Here is a 16,752-nt window from a genome sequence, read left to right as displayed (position 1 = left end):
CATTCGGAGTTTCTGAATTAATTCGGCCCCGCGGGCATGCCCGACATCGCCGCAGCACTCAGCGGATCGCGGTAGAGCACGTCCAGAGCAACGGAACCGCCCGCCACGGCGAGGACGGAGTCGGTGAAGCCGCTCGGCACGACCAGCGCCGCGCGCTCCTCCCCCACCGCCTCGCGCACCGCGCCGAGGCAGTCGTCCCGGTACATCACCCCGGCCTCGGTGATGACGACCGTCTCCGGGTTGAGCACGTCGAGCAGCAGCCGGGCCGCCCGACCGACCATCCTGGCCCGCTCCACGAGAAGCCCTACCGCGACCGGACTTCCCTCGGCCGCGGCGCGCACCACGTGCATCGGGTTCGCCGTTGTGATGACACCCCGCTCGCGCGCCCGGCGGCACAACGTCCGTTCGCTCAATTCGACTTGGAGGCACCCTGTCCGGCCGCAGTCGCACGGCTCCGTGCCGCCTTCCAGCGGCAGATGGGCGATCGCCCCGGCCTGCGAGCGCGGGCCGTGATGCACCTGGTCGTGGGTGGCGAACGCGGCGTCCACCACATTGCCGACGAAGAGGTGCAGTACGCTCCGGCTCCCCCGCGCCCGCCCGAACAGCCGCTCCCCGTTGACCAACGCCCGAGCGTGCCCGTCCACTTGGACCGGCAGACCGGTGTGCGCACCGATCACCTCACGGACGGCCACGTCGCGCCAGCCGAGGAGCCCGTGCTCGACGACGGTCCCGGCGTCACGGTCCACCCAGCCCCCGGCGGCCACGCCAATACCCAGCGGGGTCCGGTCACCGGCCTCCGCGAGGAGCGCGCCGAGCCCGTCGGCGGCGTTCGCGAGAACCCGGTGCGGCTCGGCGCCCTCGCCATGGCCGAGACGCCGCTCGGCGACCACCCGCCCGCGCAGGTCGAGCAGCGCGACGGTGGTGTACGGCACGGCCACATGCACCCCGCCCACCACGAACCGGCAGGCGTCCAGATCGACGGGTATGTGCGGGCGCCCGGCCCCCTTCACCTGTCGGGGCACAGCGGCCTCCCGGATCAGGCCGAGCGCGCCCAACCGGGCGCAGTGGTCGGTCACCGACGCCGGGGAGAGGCCGGTCAGCCGGGCGATGGTGCTCCGGGCGACCGGCCCGTGCTCAAGGACGGACCGCAGGACGACGCTGGCGCTCGTCCTGCGCCGCGCGCTGTCCGCGGCCCGCCCTGCCGCTGAGGGTGCCACTGCAAGGGACATGGGTTTCTTCCTCGGGAGCTGGTCGGACACCGCGCCGTCTCGTCGTCGGCGATCCGGACCCGCTCCGGCCGCCTCAGCTCGGGCAACAGGTGGCCGTACCTTGGCGCCGCAGGTCGACATAGCGACGCGACGCGAAGTTCTCAGCCTGGGCAACCATGCCTCGAAGCTAGCAAACCGGCCGACGGCTGCCCAGACGCCGCCCACGGTGCGGACGGTCCCCCTCCCTCTGTTGAGCCGGCGCCGACCGGGTGGCCGGGGACACCGAGCGCCGTCACGAAGTCGGTCGGCCGGCCGCTGCGGGGCCGGCGTCGGAGTACGGGTTGGCGGCCGTGCCCTCGGTGCTGAGCAGGACGACCACCGAGCACGGGCCGAGCCCGAGCGTCGTACGGCGTTCGTCGGCGCCCGCGCCGGTGAGCGCTGCCCGCAGCCCGGCGAGCGCCGCGGCCCCGCAGGGCCCCGAGGAGACGCCGAGTTCGGCGAGACGGGCGGCCGCGCGGGCCGCGTCGGGGTCGGTGATGGCGACGGCCGCGTCCAGACCGTCGCGCAGGTGGGGCCAGGCGATGCTGGACGGGGTGCCGCAGTTCAGCCCGGCCATGGTGGTGGCGCCGGTGGTGATGCTGACGGGCGCACCCAGCGAGAGGCTTTCCAGGACGCAGGCCGCGGCCTCCGGCTCCACCGAGAGCAGCGCGGGGCCACGCCCCGAGGGGCGGCTGCGGTAGTGGGTGACCACGGCCTGGGCCAGCGACCCGACTCCCACCGGCACGGCGACGAGGCCGGGCCCCGAGGTGACGCCCGCCGCCGTCAACTGCTCGTCGATCTCGGCGCAGAGGGTGGAGTAGCCCTCGACGATCCACCCGGGGATGCGTTCATAGCCCGGCCAGGCCGTGTCCTGGACCAGGACCGAGTCCGCCGCCGCACTCGCCTCGGCCGCCAGCCGTACCGCCTGGTCGTAGGGCCCCGCGACCTGGGTGACCTCGGCCCGTTCGGCGGCGATGGCGGACACCGCCTGCGGATGCACCCCCTGGGGCACGAAGACATGGGCACGCTGCCCGAGCAGGCGGGCCATGCGGGCCACCGCGCGGCCGTGGTTGCCGTCGGTGGCGGTCACCAGGGTGACCGGGAGCGCATCCTCGCCGCTCGCGGCCCGCTCGGCGAGGATGCGGCGGACGGCCCAGGACGCACCCAGCGCCTTGAAGGCCGGAAGACCCAGCCGGGACGACTCGTCCTTGACGAAGACGCGGCCCACGCCCAATTCCCTTGCCAGCAGCGGGAGTTCGATCAAGGGGGTGGGAGCGTAGTCGGGCAGCGTGGCATGGAAGTCCCGCACCCGGGAGGGTGCGGGTTCACACCGCCAGGCACGCGCGCCGGGCCGCGCGGACCACGGAAGGACACGGAGGGAGGAAGCGTTCTCGGGCACCCGACCAGGATGCGGCGGCCCTCTCCGATCGGTCCAGCGAATCTTTCCGATCTATACTCATCACAAAACCCGACGTAAACGCCGGCCATCGGCCACTCGGCGCCATCCTCCGAGGCGGGTGCTCCGCGACGGCCCGGAGGGCGGTCCGACGATGTTCGACCTGCACCGGCTGCGCCTGCTGCGCGAGCTCAAGCACCGCGGCACGCTCGCGGCCGTCGCCGCGGCCCTGTCCTACGCCCCCTCCTCCGTCTCCCAGCACCTCGCCCAACTGGAGGCCGAGGTCGGCGTCCCGCTGCTCGAACCGGTCGGGCGGCGGGTGCGGCTGACCGAGCAGGCCGAGATCCTCGTCGCCCACACCGAAGCGGTGCTCGAACGCCTGGAGCGCGCGGAGGCGGACATCGCCACCTCCCTGACCGACCTGACCGGCACGTTGCGCATCGCCTCGTTCCAGACGGCCGCCCTGGCTCTGATCCCGACCGCGCTCGGCCTGCTGCGTGACGCACACCCGCATCTGCGCGTCCACGTCACGCACATGGAGCCGGAGGGCGCCCTGCCCGCCCTTCAGGCCCGCGACTTCGACCTGGTGCTCGCCGAGGAGTACCCCGGCAACCCCAACCCGCGCCCGGCCGAACTCGAAGAGGAGGACCTGCTCGACGACCCCCTCCACCTCGCGCTGCCGCAGTCCGAAGTGCCGGGCTTCGAGACCCCGTTGGCGGCGCTGCGCGCCCTCGCCGGCCACCCGTGGGTCATGGAACCCGAGGGCACGGGCGCCCGGCACTGGGCCATGACCTTGTGCCGCAACGCCGGCTTCGAGCCGGACGTACGGTTCGAGACCACCGACCTCCTGCTCCACCTGCGCCTGGTCGAGCAGAAGCACGCCGCGGCGTTCCTGCCGGACCTCATCTGGAACGGGCGAGGCCCGACGGTCCCCCTGCGCCGGCTCCCCCGCGGTCGGCGCACCCGCCGCATCTTCACGGTCGTACGCCGCGGAAGCAGCCGCCACCCCGCCATCCAGGCCTGCCGGGCCGCCCTCCTCCGTGCGGTGGGCTCACCCACCAACAAGGCGTGACAACAAGGGAGTTCACGGCTGTCGCCGCAGGTCGTCCAGTTCGGCGGCGTACAGCTGCCCGGGGTCGAATCCCATACCGGCGAAGTGGCCCGCGGCTTCCAGGGACAGGACGCCGTGCAGTCTCGTCCAGAAGACCAGGGCTCTGTGGAGGGCGGCCGGCGGGGCGGGGTGCCCCTCCGCCCATCGCCGGTGTTCCTGGAGGTGTTCGGCGAACGGCGCCGCGGGCCCGTCGGAGGGCAGGGCCGTACATGCGTCGAGCAGCATCCTCATGATCCCGTCGGCGATGACGGTGATGTCGTCGGGCGCGTGGTAGCCGGGGACGGGCGTGCCGTAGACGAGGAAGTAGCGGTTGGGGTCCTCCAGGGCCCAGTCGCGCAGCGCGTGCGCCAGCGCGGCGATGTCGGCGCCGGACTTGGAGGCCTCGGTGGCCATGCGGAGGGTGTCGGCGAGGCTCCGGTACGCGTCCCGGACAAGCTCGGTGATCAGCTCGTCCCGGCCGGCGAAGTAGCGGTAGAGCGCGGGCCCGCTCAGCCCCATCTGCTTGGCGATCGCGTTGAGGGACAGCGCGGACGCCCCCGCCGTGGCGATCTGCTCCCACGCGTGCTGCTTGATCTCCGCCCGGACCTGCGCGCGATAGCGCTCGCGCGGCGTCTTGGCGCCCGATTCCGCCACTGGCCTGCCACCTCTCCGTACGGCCGCGGCTGAAGCCGCCAGATTTAGTTAGAGGCTATCACGAAGGTTATTGACGGCCCCCGCAGTCGAGTGTTAGAACTTCTAACGAACGGCAAGCCTCCTAAATGACATTCAGAGGGCGGGCCTCCGTCCCGCCCGGCCACTCGCACTCATCGGCGCACACCAGGCCACTGGCTCGCTCGCTCACCTACTCACTCATCTCAAGGGGAACGTCATGTCAGCCTCAGCAGCAGAGCCGTCCGCCGGATCGGACCGCCGCGTGCGCGGCAACAGCCTCCGCGTGGCGCTGGTCGCCGTCCCGCTCGCCGTCACCTTCCTCGGCACGATGGCGGCGGCGCCCGCCGGAGCCGCTCCCCACCCCGGCAAGTCGCTCACCTGCCGTGGGGAGGGCGTCGACCCGGATGCCCGCGTCCGCTACCGGACCGAGACCGTTATCCATGCACCGCTGAGCCCTATTTGGAAGCTGCAGACCGACGTCGAGCGCTGGCCTTCCTGGCAGGCCGCGGTCAAGACCTCGGAACTGCTCGACCACGGCCCCTTCCGGAAGGGCTCGGCCTTCCTGTGGACCACCCCGGTGCCGCCCAACCCCTCGATCCCGCCACCAGCCTGGACATCACTTCGACCGTCCAGCAGATCAAGCACAACTCCTGTATCCGCTGGACCGGCCCCGCGATCGGCGAGGGGCTGCACATCGACGGCGTCCACGTGTGGAACTTCACGAGGGTCAAGGGCGGCGTCCTCGTACGCACCGAGGAAACCCACACGGGCCCCCAGGTCGACGCGAACGTACCCGTCGCGACCAAGATGCTCAGCGACGGCCTCGATGCGTGGCTGCGTGAATTGAAGACGGCGGCGGAAGCCGGCGGGCCACGCTGATCCGCGAACCAGGCCACCCCGCACGCTCCCCACGGATCGGGCCGGATGCCCCCTGGTTGTTCATCCAGTACGCGGCTCACCCCGATGACGTTTTCCGTGTGCTGAGCCAGTCGTTTTCGGCCTCTCCCGCGGCTTCACTGGCCTGGATGCAGTGGTCGAAGCACGGGGGAAGACATGGATCTGAACACGGTGGCGGACGTGCGGGACGCGCGGCTTCGTGAGCCCTGGCAACCTGGTGACGCATGGCTGGGCGGAGGCACCTATCTGTTCTCCGAACCGCAGCCGCACCTGCGGCGTCTGGTGGATCTGAGCCGCATGGGATGGGAGTCGCTGAGCCTCGGAGGGGACGGGTCGCTGGAGATCGCGGCGACGTGCACCATCGCCCAACTGTCGCGGTTCGGACGGCAGTTCACGCCTCGGTCGGCACCTCTGTTCGAGCAGTGCTGCCGGGCCTTTCTGGCCTCGTTCAAGATCTGGAACATGGCGACCGTGGGCGGAAACCTCTGCAACGGTCTGCCCGCCGGACCCATGATCTCGCTGACCGCCGCGCTGGACGGCTCGTGCCTGCTCCAGTCGCAGGCGGGCTCGCTGCGGAGCGTCAAGGTCGTCGATTTCATCACCGGCGCGGGCCGCAAGGTCCTCGACGAGGGCGAGCTGCTCCGCTCGGTCACCCTGCCCGCGCGGGCGCTGGGCTGCCATACGGCCTTCCGGCAGGCATCGCTGTACGGGCTCGGCCGCTCGGGCGCGCTGGTCATCGGGACGCTCGACCCCGTGGACGGCTCGATGGCGGTGACGATCAGCGCGGCGACCGTTCGGCCGTTCCGCCTCTGGTTCCCGCTGCCTCCGGACCGGGGCGAACTGCGGCGGGCGATCGAGGTGGCCGTCGGCGAGGACGACTGGTACGACGACATCCACGGACTGCCCGAGTGGCGGCGGCACATGGGATTCCGCCTCGCCGAGGAAGTCCGCCACGAACTGACTCGGCTCTCCCGGGACGGTGTGCGATGAGCTTCGACATCGAGGTCAACAACCAGCCCTTCGACACCGAGCCGAGGGCGGGCCAGTGTCTGCGTACGTATCTCCGCGAGCGCGGCTGGTTCGGCGTGAAGAAGGGCTGCGACCAGGGGGACTGCGGAGCCTGCACCGTCCACGTGGACGGCGAGCCGGTGCACAGCTGCCTGTATCCGGCGGTGCGGGCAAAGGGCCGCAGCGTGACGACGGTCGAGGGACTCGCCTCGCCGGAGGGTGAACTCCATCCCGTACAGAGGAAGTTCCTCGATGCCCAGGGTTTCCAGTGCGGCTTCTGCACCGCCGGGTTCCTGATGACGACAGCCGCTCTCGAAGCCGAGCAGGGCACCGAGCACGACGACCACAAGCTGGCCGATCTGCCCCGCGCGTTCAAGGGGAACATCTGCCGCTGCACCGGCTACCGCGCCATCGAGGACGCCGTACGAGGTGTGCGGCACACCGAACGGCCCTGTGCGGGCATGGCGGTTGGCAAGAGTCTCGGCGCGCCGGCGGGTCCGCAGGTCGTCACCGGTACCGCGCGCTACACCTTCGACGTCGAGGTGCCCGGCCTGCTCCACATGAAGCTGCTGCGCTCCCCGCACCCGCACGCCCGGATCGTCTCCATCGACACCGCCGCCGCCCTGCGCGTGCCCGGCGTGCACGCCGTCCTCACCCACGAGGACGCCCCCGACACCCTGTACTCCTCCGCCCGCCACGAGCATCCCACCGAGGACCCCGACGACACCCGCGTCCTCGACGACACCGTCCGCCATGTCGGCCAGCGCGTCGCGGCGGTCGTCGCCGACAGCGAGCAGGCCGCCGAGGAGGGCTGCCGCCGGGTGGAGGTGGTCTACGAGGAACTCCCGTACGTCATCGACCCCGAGGAGGCGATGGCTCCCGGCGCGCCGATGGTCCACGAGGGCAAGGGGCCCGAGGCGCGCATCGCCCGCGTGGAGAACAACGTCGCCGGTGAGGTGCACGGCGAGATCGGCTGTGTGGCGGACGGCTTCGCCGACGCGGACGTCATCCATGAGGAGACCTTCCTCACCCAGCGCGTCCAGCACGCCAGCCTCGAAACCCATGGCTGTGTCGCCTACTTCGAGCCCAAGGAGGACGGCACCGGCGAGCGTCTCACCGTCCGCTCCTCCACCCAGACCCCGTTCCTGACGCGCCGCGCGCTGTGCGCCCTGTACGACCTGCCCGAGGACGAGGTCCGGGTCGTCGCGGGCCGGGTGGGCGGCGGATTCGGCGGCAAGCAGGAGATGCTGACCGAGGACATCGTCACGCTGACGGCCCTGAAACTGCGCCGCCCGGTGAAACTGGAGTACACCCGGGCCGAGCAGTTCCACGGTGCGACCACCCGCCACCCCTTCACGATCGGAATCAAGGTGGGCGCCCGAGCCGACGGCACCCTGACCGCGATCCAGATGCGCGTGGTGTCCAACACGGGTGCGTACGGCAACCACGGCCCGGCCGTGATGTTCCACAGCGTGGGTGAGTCGTTCGCCGTCTACCGCGCCCCGCACAAGAAGGTGGACGCGTTCTCGGTCTACACGAACGTCGTTCCGGCGGGGGCCTTCCGGGGCTACGGACTCGGACAGGTCACCTTCGCCGTCGAGTCGGTGATGGACGAGCTGGCCCGCCGGCTCGGCATGGACCCGCTGGTCTTCCGGGAGAAGAACATCATCGGCCCCGGCGAGGCCATGCACAGCCCGATCGGCGAGGAGGAGGACCTGCACATCGCCTCGTACGGTCTCGACCAGTGTCTGACGGTCGTCCGCAAGGCCATCGCCGAGGACGAGAGTTCCGAGAAGGCGCCCGAGGGCTGGCTCGTCGGCCAGGGCACGGCCATGGCGATGATCGCGACGGGCCCGCCCGGCGGGCACTACGCCGACGCGCGCGTTTCCCTGCTCTCCGACGGGACGTACGACATCGCGGTGGGCACGGCTGAGTTCGGCAACGGCACCACCACCGTCCACAAGCAGATCACCGCGGGCGCCCTGAACACCACGGAGGACCGTCTCACGGTCCGCCAGTCCGACACGGACGTGGTCCGCCACGACACGGGCGCCTTCGGCTCCGCGGGGACGGTCGTGGCCGGCAAGGCGGTCCTGCTGGCCGCGACCTCGCTCGCCGAACGACTGCGGACCTTCGCCGCCCTGCACACGGGGGTGGCCCGCCACCTGTGCGTACTCGGGCCCGAGGCCGTCGAGTGCGCGGGCCGGGTGGTGACGCTGAAGGAACTCCACGAGGCGGCCCGGGCGCGGGGCGCCGAGCAGGAGCTGGCCGCCGACGGCCACTGGGGCGGCTCGCCCCGCTCGGTCGCCTTCAACGCCCAGTGGTTCCGCCTCGCCGTGGACCCCGACACCGGCGAGATCCGCATTCTGCGCAGCGTCCACGCGGCCGACGCGGGCAAGGTCATGAACCCGATGCAGTGCCGCGGCCAGGTCGAGGGCGGGGTCGCCCAGGCGCTCGGCGCGACGCTCTTCGAGACGGTCCGCGTCGACGACCGCGGCGAGGTCACCACCGCCGCGTTCCGCCGCTACCGCCTCCCCCAGTACGCGGACGTCCCACGCACCGAGGTCCACTTCATGGAGACCACCGACGCCATCGGCCCGCTCGGCGCCAAGTCGATGAGCGAGAGCCCCTTCAACCCGGTGGGCCCCGCATTCGCGAACGCCCTGCGCGACGCCACGGGCATCCGGTTCACGGAGCTGCCGGTCACCCGGGACCGCGTATGGCTCGCCCTGGACCAGCGGGCCCGCGAGGCCTCCAACTAAGTCTCATATCCTGGCAGTTGACGACCGGGAAGACCCGCAGCGCTACTCGTCCTCCTGGTACGAGTGGCGCTGCTCGGTCCAGGGGTCGGCGAGGTGATAGCCCCGCTCCTCCCAGAAGCCGCGCCGAGGCGCAGGTTGGCGTTGTAGCCGTACTCGGCCCACGCCATGACGTGGGTGACCCGCGGGCCGGGCGGCGCCAGGTTCAGGAGGACGGCGGCGGGCACGCCTTCACCACACGCTGCCCCGGAGGGACGGGCCCACCTGCCACCACACAACACCTCCCTCTTCCTCCGCGACGAGGGCATCAAGAGCAACAGAAACGGAAACAGCAACAGCTAGATGGAACTGGCATTCGGCCTTGCAGGTGCTACCCCTTTCGCGCTGTTCACCTCTTGGATGATCGCCTGTACGCATACCGGCCACATGGGCCTGTTTCTGTGGGCTGATCCAGTAGCCGCGCCGATACGCACCTTGATTCACTTGCGGTACCGGGACGGGGCGGAGGAGTGGCTCTCGCCGCCACGGGGACACACCGGCAGGAGGCCTCGTACGCCGCTCGCGGTTCGGCGCACGGGGCCTCCTAGGAATTCCGGGGCGCCGCCCCGGCCCCATGACACGACATCTCACCACCGGAGATGCCCTGGCATATGCAGACCGGATGGGCGCATCCTTGCGTAGGTGCCAGCCACTGTGGCCGGATGGGCTCGAATGTAAGGAGTGGGCGATGACCGTGGTCGTCGTACAGCAGGCGTCCGCAGGGGTGCCGGCCGCGGTGGGCGGGGCGCTCGGCGCCGCCGGTCTCACCGCCCGGTCCGTCCCGCTCGACGGGGGCGAGCTTCCGCCCGTCGACCTCGGCGGCGTCGAGGGTCTGATCATCCTGGCCGCCCCTCGCCCCGCCGGCACCACCGGGCCGGCCCTGGTGCGGGATGCGCTCGCCGCGCAGGTGCCGGTCCTGGCCCTGGGGAGCGGCGCCGAGCTGCTGGCCGAGGTGACCGCCACGGAATCCGCCTCCATGGGGCCCGCGGTGGAGCTGACCCCGGCCGCGAGCGCCGACCCGCTCTTCGCGGGACCTCTGCCCGCGGACCTGTGTCCGCACCCCGCACCGGTCTCCCTCCCGCCCGGCGCCGTCGTCCTGGCCACCGCCCAGGCTCACCCGGTCCAGGCATTCCGCCTCGGGAGCAGCGCCTGGGGAGTGCGGTTCGCCGGAGGACACGACAACAAGGACGGGGCCTGGATGGATCAGCTCCTGTTCCGTTTCGCCTCGTTGGTGGCAGCACGGGCCGAACACACTGCCACCCGGGCCTTCTTCACACATCGGGCCGACGCCTGGGAAGAACGGTTCGCCCACCAGACTCCGGCCTATGAAGCCGCGGCCCTTCGCATGCGGCTGAGGCCCGGCGCGACGGCGTTGGACCTCGGATGCGGCACAGGACGGGCCATGCCCGCACTCCGGGAACAGGTCGGGGCTCACGGCCACGTGCTCGGCATCGATGTCACACCCGCCATGCTGACGGCCGCCGTCCGGCACGGCCGCACCCGGCACGGACACCTGCTCGCGGCGGACTGCACCCGGCTCCCCGTACCCCGCCGTTCCGTGGACGGGATCTTCTCGGCGGGGCTTCTCGATCACCTCCCCGACCCTCGCACCGCCCTCACCGAATGGGCTCGCGTGGCCATGCCCGACTGCGTGCTCCTCCTCTTCCACCCCTCGGGCCGCGCGGAACGGGCGGCCCGGCACGGCCGTCCCCTCGACCCCGGCGACCTCCTCGCGGAGCACAACCTGCGCCAAGCCCTGGAGGCGACCGGCTGGAACCTGGACGAGTACGAGGACACCCCCGGCCACTTCCTGGCCCACGCCACCCTCGCCGGGTAGCCGAGCAACCGGGCGGACGCTCTACACCCTCCCCCCGGCAGAGGTGAAGTTCTGGCAGGCGGCCAAGAGCCGCGTCCACACCCGGCTGCGCTACGAGCGGACCGACAATGGTTGGGAGCGATTCCAACTCTGTTCGCAGGCGCAGTAAGTACCGCAGGCCCCACCCGTCTCCCGCTCCCGACCGGCACAACCGATGGGCACGCGAGATCCCCTCTCTCATTCCTGCTTGACCCTGCTCACGAAGCGAGGTAGGTATTCCATGACCACACGCACCCAGGACGGCAGCGCCGGCGACGTCGACTACGGCTCGATCGGCGCCGGTTACTCCTCCTATCGCCGCCCGGACGAGCGGATCGCCCGCTTCATCGCCGAAGCCCTGGGCGGCGCCGAGTCGGTTCTCAACGTCGGCGCGGGCGCGGGGTCGTACGAGAACGCGGCACAGGCCGTGACGGCGGTCGAGCCCTCGGAGTCGATGCGCGCCCAACGACCGGCCCGGCTCGCCCGCGCCATCGATGCCGTCGCCGAGGAACTCCCTTTCGTGGACGGCGAGTTCGATGCCGCGATGACGCTGTTCAGCGTGCACCAATGGTCCGACGTACGGGCAGGACTGCGCGAGATGCGGCGCGTGACCCGGGGGCCCGTGGTCATCCTGACCTGCGACCCCGCGCTCGTACGGGACTTCTGGCTGTACCGGTACGCGCCCGAGGTCCTCGACACCGAGGCCCGCCGCTACCCCGGCGTCGAGACACTGTCGGCCGCGCTCGGCGACACCGGAACCGTCCAGACCGTCCCCATCCCGCTGGACTGCACCGACGGGTTCAACGAGGCGTACTTCGGGCGTCCGGAGTATCTCCTCGACCCGGCAGCCCGTCAGGCCTGCTCCGCCTGGAGCTTCGTCGACGACGGGGTCCGTGAGCGCTTCGACACCGAGTTGCGCCGCGATCTCGAATCCGGCGCGTGGGACGAGGAGTTCGGCCACCTGCGCCGTCAGGCGACGTATGAAGGCTCGCTCGTGATCGTGCGCGCCACACCGTAGGCACAGCGAGATGACTCCTGCCTCCCGGGCCCGCCCCGCACCCTCACGCACCGCCCGACGGCAATCCCGCGGAACGGTTCCATGCGGCGCCGTCGCTGGCCGGAAACGTGCGGGGCGGGGAGGGGCAGGCTGCGCTCGCCGAAGGACCGGGCCCGGATCGCGCGCGGGCGCGGCACACACCCGCCGTCTCCCTCAACCGGCTTGTGGGCCACTGGAGTTGACGCCAGCAGGCCGACGAAAGGAGCGCGCCGAAGCTCGCTACTTGTTCGGCCCCCGGAAGCGGCCGAGCGCCTTGGTGATGGCGCCGAGCGGCGATGCGTCCGCCTTGACCGGCCTCGGCCCGGGCAGCCGGGGCACACCGTCGCCGCCGGTGGCCTCGGCGAGCGCGGCATGTGCCGCCTCGGCGGCCTCCCGGTACAGGTCGCGGGAGTTGGTCATGACGTCCAGCGCCTCGGCGTACTTGGCGACCATGGCCTGGGCGTGGGCCAGCTCCTCGTCCGGGGTGAGCAGATGCCAGCCGAGGCGCAGCCGCCTGAGCGCGGGCTCCGCGTCGGCGGGCATGGGCTGCGGAAGGGCGGCGAACTCCCTGATCCTGTCGAGGAGTTCGGTCGGCTCCGAGCCGTCGAGGAACACGGTGCGCACGGTGTAGCGATCGGCGTCGTACCACGGGCTCGGGGGCGCCGTGGGCAGGACGACGGCGCCGCCGCGCGGCATGCGCACGCCCAGCTCCCGCTTCATCGCGAAGTCGGCGATCTGCGCCTGCTCGGGCGTGCCCCGGTGCTCGACCACCCGGTGCCGCAGGCTCGGCGGCAGGAACGTCGAGACCGGACGCTGGCCCATCGCGTCCGGCGTCATGGCCTCGTGCACCACGACGTGGATGAACCAGCTCTGCCGGGTGCAGTCCCGCAGCAGGTGGCGCAGTTCGTCGTCGTCCTTCGGCAGGTGGTTCGTGGTCCGCAGCCGCAGGCCCGGCAGGGTGTCGTGGTCCCAGTCGATCCGGTCGCTGTCCGGCCAGAACATGGTGGCGGGCGAGGGCCAGTTCACGTCCCACGCCCGTTCCGCCTCGGCGGCCAGGATCCAGGTGACGCCCTCGTCTCCCTTGCGGCGACCCTCGGGTTCGTACGTGACCAGCTGGGCGCGCACGGTGACGTCGTCGGCCACGCGCCAGCGGGCCTCGAAGAGACGGCGGGCCGAGGGACCGGGGTCGGCGGCCTCGTCCCGCGGGTACAGGGGGGTGGAGCGGGCCGCCTCGACGGGTTCGAGGTCCAGGAAGTCGTCCAGCACGCCGGCCGCCTTGAGGGCGATCAGGTTGCGCCGGACGTCCCGCTCGGGCTCGGGCCCGAGGTGGCGCCCGCGCCCCAGCCACGCGGTGTCGGGGACGGTGGTCGAGGAGGTGCTGTTCTTGGCCATGGAGTCGTTCTGTAGGTGATCGGGGCCCGACCAGTATGCTCTGTGGCCCTCCGGATGTAATCGGCACCGGGTCCACGACTTCGCCGCGATGTACGGGCATAGGTAGAGGTAGAGGTCGAATGGGACGCCGGGTCGCGCCGGCGCGGGGGTCCAGCGATGGGCACCATCCGGTACGCCCCCCTGCGGCCCCGGCTGCTCGGCGTCGCCGGTGCACCAGGATCACGCTCGGCCGGCAGCACCAGGACAGGCAGGACAGATCGGGCGTGTCCCACAGCCACGGCTGACTGCAACCAGGGGGCTGCTCACCCCATGCCTCGACCTGGTCACCACGCCGCCGCTCGACGAGGTGAGGGACCGGAGCCCGGCCGCCCCCGGCCCGGCCGCGGCCATCGACGAGGCCCTGCGCGACCAGCCCGAGGACCGACACCGGGCCGACGCGCTGCACTCCCTCGTCGCCGACCCGGTCGAGGACTACGGGGACTGGTGACCGTCGGCCAGGTGGGCTCGTCCAGGATCACTCCCTGATCACTTCCTGATCGCTCCCTCGTAGTCCCGGCGGGTCACCCCGCCGCCCGGGCCGCGTAGGCGCGGACGTCCGCGTCCGGGTCTCTCGTGGCCGTGGCCAGCGCGCTCTGCGCATCGGGGTGTGCGCGATGGGCCAGCAGCGACAGGACCGCGGCCTTGCGGACGTCCGCGTTGGGGTCGGCCAGGGCCTTCGCGAGCGCCGGGACGGCCTCGGCCGGTGCCGCCGCCTTGAGGGCCGCCGCGGCTCCGGCCCGGGCCTGCCAGGCCGGATCGCTCAGCGCGGTCGCGGCCCGTTCGGCGTACGCGGGCGGGCAGCCGGTCGCCGCGAGCGCTGCCAGAGCGGCCCCTCTGACCAGCGGGTCGGGGTCGGCGAGGAGGGGACCCAGCGGCTCCGGTACCGGGGCGTGCACGGCCGCGATACCCCGGGCCACCGCGACCCGTACCTCCCTCGCGGGGTCGGCGGCCGCCGCCGCCAGTTCCTCGACCGCGTCCACCGCGACCAGGCCCCGCACGGCGTGGATGCGGACCTCCAGGTCGGCGTCGGCGAGCGCAGCCGCGTACACCGGGGCTTCCGCCAGGCGCAGCGCCCGCAGCACTTCGAGGGCCGCGGTTCGGACGGCCGGGTCCCGCACGCCGAGCGCCTCCCGCAGCGCAGTTCCCAACTCGGCCTCCGCGGGCAGCACTTCGACCAGTTCACGCAGGGCCGCCGCTGCGGCGGCTCGCACCTGCGGCGCGCCGTCCCGCAGACGGTCCGCGAGTACGGGCCCGGCCCCGGACGGCACGGTCTCGCCGAGCGCGGTGACGGCGGCCGTGCGGACCGCCGGGTCGGGGTCGGCGAGGTAGGGGCGCAGCGCCTCCAAGTCGGGGGACTCCTCGGCCAGGGCCAGCAGGCGCAGGAGGGACGCGCTGGGGGCGGAGACGACGACGGGATCCTGGGCGGTCTCAGTACCGGGGTGGCCCGGACGCGCGGCGTCACTCGGCTCCGCCGTGACGGAGGCGGAGACGTCCAGGCCGGCGGAGATGACGCCCGCCCCACGCGCAGCCGGGGCCGTCTCACGCCGCCCCGCCGTCGCCACCGGCACCAGCACCGCCTCCCCCAGCGCCCGCTCAGGCCCCGCGACCGGCGTGAACTCCGGCACCGGGACCACATACGGCTCGACGGGCCGCGCCGTGAACTCCATGGCCCCGGAGGGGGACTTGCGCAGGTCCAAATGATGCAGCCAGGACGCGTCGTCCTGCTCCGGATGGTCGAGCCGCTCGTGGTACAGGCCCCAGCGGGACTCCGTCCGGGCCAGCGACGATCGGGCCGCCATCTCGGCGCAGTCCCGGATGAAGGACACCTCGGCGCAGCGCATCAGCTCGTGCGGGGTGCGCGCGCCCATCCCCTCGATCTCGACCCGCATGCGCTCGAACGCCTCCACGGCCAGCGACAGCTTCGCGCCCGTCTTCGGCGGCGCCACGTAGTCGTTGACGAACCTCCGCAGTTTGTACTCCACCTGAGGCTGCGGCGGCCCGTCCGGGTTACGCAGCGGCCGGTAGATCAGTTCGTGGGCGGCGGCGAGCTGGTCGGCCGGCAACTCCCCTTCAAAGCAGGGAAATTGGGACGCGTCCTCCCCCGCCAGGTCCCCGAAGACGAACGCGCCGATCATGTAGTTGTGCGGTACGCAGGCCAGGTCGCCGGCCGCGTACAGGCGGGGCACCGTGGTGCGGGCGTGGGCGTCGACGCGTACCCCGGACGCGGAGTGCCCGCCGCACAGGCCGATCTCCGAGATGTGCATCTCGATGTCGTGGGTGCGGTAGTCGTGGCCGCGGCCCTCGTGGAAGGTGCCACGGGTGGGTCGCTCGGTGGTGTGCAGGATCGACTCGACGGCGCCGATGGTCTCCTCGGGCAGATGGCTGAGCTTGAGGTACACCGGGGCCCGGTCGGAGGCGAGTTCGGCGGCGAACTCGGCCATCATCTGCCCCGACCAGTAGTCCGACTCGACGAACCGTTCGCCGTGCCGGTTCACCTGGTAGCCGCCGAAGGGATTGGCGACGTACGCGCAGGCCGGGCCGTTGTAGTCCTTGATCAGCGGGTTGATCTGGAAGCACTCGATGCCGGTGAGCGCGGCGCCCGCGTGGTAGGCCATGGCGTAGCCGTCGCCCGCGTTGGTGGGGTTCTCGTACGTCCCGTAGAGGTAGCCGGAGGCGGGCAGGCCGAGGCGGCCGCAGGGGCCGGTGGCCAGGATGACGGCGCCCGCGCGGACGACCACGAACTCCCCGGTGCGCGTGTTGAATCCGGCCGCGCCCACGGCCCGTCCGTCGGAGGTGAGCACGCGAACCGGCATCACCCGGTTCTCGATGCGGATCCGCTCCCTCATCTCGCGGCGCCGCAGCTGCCGGTACAGGACCTTCTTGACGTCCTTGCCCTCCGGCATGGGCAGCACATAGGAGCCGGAGCGGTGCACCTGGCGGACGGCGTACTCGCCGTGCTCGTCCTTCTCGAACTTCACTCCGTACGACTCCAGGCGCTTGACCATGTCGAAGCCCCGGGTCGCGGTCTGGCGCACGGTGGACTGGTCGACGACGCCGTCATTGGCGCGGGTGATCTCGGCGACGTAGTCGTCGGGTTCGGCACGGCCCGGGATGATCGCGTTGTTGACGCCGTCCATGCCCATGGCGAGGGCGCCGGAGTGCCGCACGTGCGCCTTCTCCAGGAGCAGGACGTTCGCGCCACGGCCGGCGGCGGTGAGCGCGGCCATGGTCCCGGCGGTGCCGCCGCCGATGACCAGCACGTCGCAGGCGAGCTCGGTCGCGTCGGCGAGGTCGGGGATGGCCAGGGTGGTGTCCACTGCGG

11 protein-coding genes and 3 pseudogenes are annotated in these 16,752 nt (G+C 72.0%); 8 read left to right on the top strand and 6 right to left on the bottom strand.

Going from position 1 to position 16,752, the window contains the following annotated elements:
- Positions 1-17: 17 nt before the first annotated feature.
- Together IE206_RS13750 and IE206_RS13745 are read right to left on the bottom strand one after the other, a co-directional pair.
- A complete protein-coding gene (locus IE206_RS13750) occupies positions 18-1,229 on the bottom strand; it encodes an ROK family transcriptional regulator (RefSeq protein ID WP_189962411.1) in 1,212 nt (403 codons plus the stop codon).
- Between the two features lie 271 nt (positions 1,230-1,500).
- Positions 1,501-2,646, bottom strand: a complete 1,146-nt coding sequence (locus IE206_RS13745) for a diaminopropionate ammonia-lyase (protein WP_189962410.1) — start codon at positions 2,644-2,646, stop codon at positions 1,501-1,503.
- A gap of 151 nt (positions 2,647-2,797) precedes the next feature.
- On the opposite strand from IE206_RS13745, the gene IE206_RS13740 reads away from it, so the two are divergent.
- Positions 2,798-3,715 carry a LysR family transcriptional regulator gene (locus tag IE206_RS13740; protein ID WP_189962605.1) on the top strand — a complete coding sequence of 306 codons (918 nt, stop codon included), beginning with the start codon at positions 2,798-2,800 and terminating at the stop codon, positions 3,713-3,715.
- Positions 3,716-3,727: 12 nt separating this feature from the next.
- Here the strand turns inward: IE206_RS13740 and IE206_RS13735 are convergent, their stop codons facing one another.
- Positions 3,728-4,387 carry a TetR/AcrR family transcriptional regulator gene (locus IE206_RS13735; protein WP_189962409.1) on the bottom strand — a complete coding sequence of 220 codons (660 nt, stop codon included), beginning with the start codon at positions 4,385-4,387 and terminating at the stop codon, positions 3,728-3,730.
- Between the two features lie 346 nt (positions 4,388-4,733).
- Here IE206_RS13735 and IE206_RS13730 point away from each other — a divergent pair.
- From IE206_RS13730 to IE206_RS13720, 3 genes and pseudogenes are all read left to right on the top strand, one after another.
- Positions 4,734-5,284: pseudogene (locus IE206_RS13730) on the top strand (SRPBCC family protein).
- Between the two features lie 174 nt (positions 5,285-5,458).
- Positions 5,459-6,292 (top strand): FAD binding domain-containing protein, encoded by an 834-nt coding sequence (locus IE206_RS13725; RefSeq protein ID WP_189962408.1) that lies wholly within the window; start codon positions 5,459-5,461, stop codon positions 6,290-6,292.
- Positions 6,289-9,072: a molybdopterin-dependent oxidoreductase gene (locus IE206_RS13720; protein WP_189962407.1), complete on the top strand. Its 2,784-nt coding sequence runs from the start codon at positions 6,289-6,291 to the stop codon at positions 9,070-9,072. The genes IE206_RS13725 and IE206_RS13720 overlap by 4 nt, the downstream gene beginning before the upstream one ends.
- A 42-nt stretch (positions 9,073-9,114) precedes the next feature.
- Here IE206_RS13720 and IE206_RS42410 read toward each other — a convergent pair.
- Positions 9,115-9,317 (bottom strand): annotated as a pseudogene (locus IE206_RS42410) (sulfite oxidase-like oxidoreductase); the annotation flags it as partial.
- A 479-nt stretch (positions 9,318-9,796) separates the two neighbouring features.
- On the opposite strand from IE206_RS42410, the gene IE206_RS13715 reads away from it, so the two are divergent.
- From IE206_RS13715 to IE206_RS13705, 3 genes and pseudogenes are all read left to right on the top strand, one after another.
- Complete coding sequence (locus IE206_RS13715; protein ID WP_189962406.1) at positions 9,797-10,945, top strand: methyltransferase domain-containing protein; 1,149 nt, start codon at positions 9,797-9,799, stop codon at positions 10,943-10,945.
- A gap of 31 nt (positions 10,946-10,976) precedes the next feature.
- Positions 10,977-11,093, top strand: a pseudogene (locus IE206_RS13710) (pyridoxine 5'-phosphate oxidase C-terminal domain-containing protein); the annotation flags it as partial.
- Between the two features lie 111 nt (positions 11,094-11,204).
- Complete coding sequence (locus tag IE206_RS13705) at positions 11,205-11,981, top strand: class I SAM-dependent methyltransferase (RefSeq protein WP_189962404.1); 777 nt, start codon at positions 11,205-11,207, stop codon at positions 11,979-11,981.
- Between the two features lie 258 nt (positions 11,982-12,239).
- Here IE206_RS13705 and IE206_RS13700 read toward each other — a convergent pair whose 3' ends face one another.
- Positions 12,240-13,391 carry a hypothetical protein gene (locus IE206_RS13700; RefSeq protein ID WP_189962403.1) on the bottom strand — a complete coding sequence of 384 codons (1,152 nt, stop codon included), beginning with the start codon at positions 13,389-13,391 and terminating at the stop codon, positions 12,240-12,242.
- 346 nt (positions 13,392-13,737) lie between these two features.
- On the opposite strand from IE206_RS13700, the gene IE206_RS13695 reads away from it, so the two are divergent.
- Positions 13,738-13,878 carry a hypothetical protein gene (locus IE206_RS13695; RefSeq protein ID WP_189962402.1) on the top strand — a complete coding sequence of 47 codons (141 nt, stop codon included), beginning with the start codon at positions 13,738-13,740 and terminating at the stop codon, positions 13,876-13,878.
- Between the two features lie 73 nt (positions 13,879-13,951).
- On the opposite strand, the gene IE206_RS13690 is transcribed toward IE206_RS13695, so the two are convergent.
- A complete protein-coding gene (locus IE206_RS13690; protein WP_226599495.1) occupies positions 13,952-16,747 on the bottom strand; it encodes a fumarate reductase/succinate dehydrogenase flavoprotein subunit in 2,796 nt (931 codons plus the stop codon).
- Between the last annotated feature and the right edge of the window lie 5 nt (positions 16,748-16,752).

The organism is Streptomyces violascens, assembly GCF_014649955.1.
Lineage (GTDB): Bacteria > Actinomycetota > Actinomycetes > Streptomycetales > Streptomycetaceae > Streptomyces > Streptomyces violascens.
This window is presented reverse-complemented; position numbering and strand designations above follow the sequence as displayed.

Coding starts and splice junctions, on each gene's coding strand:
- IE206_RS13750 (WP_189962411.1), bottom strand. CDS start 1,229: ATGTCCCTTGCAGTGGCACCCTCAGCGGCAGGGCGGGCCGCGGACAGC.
- IE206_RS13740 (WP_189962605.1), top strand. CDS start 2,798: ATGTTCGACCTGCACCGGCTGCGCCTGCTGCGCGAGCTCAAGCACCGC.
- IE206_RS13725 (WP_189962408.1), top strand. CDS start 5,459: ATGGATCTGAACACGGTGGCGGACGTGCGGGACGCGCGGCTTCGTGAG.
- IE206_RS13720 (WP_189962407.1), top strand. CDS start 6,289: ATGAGCTTCGACATCGAGGTCAACAACCAGCCCTTCGACACCGAGCCG.
- IE206_RS13715 (WP_189962406.1), top strand. CDS start 9,797: ATGACCGTGGTCGTCGTACAGCAGGCGTCCGCAGGGGTGCCGGCCGCG.
- IE206_RS13705 (WP_189962404.1), top strand. CDS start 11,205: ATGACCACACGCACCCAGGACGGCAGCGCCGGCGACGTCGACTACGGC.
- IE206_RS13700 (WP_189962403.1), bottom strand. CDS start 13,391: ATGGCCAAGAACAGCACCTCCTCGACCACCGTCCCCGACACCGCGTGG.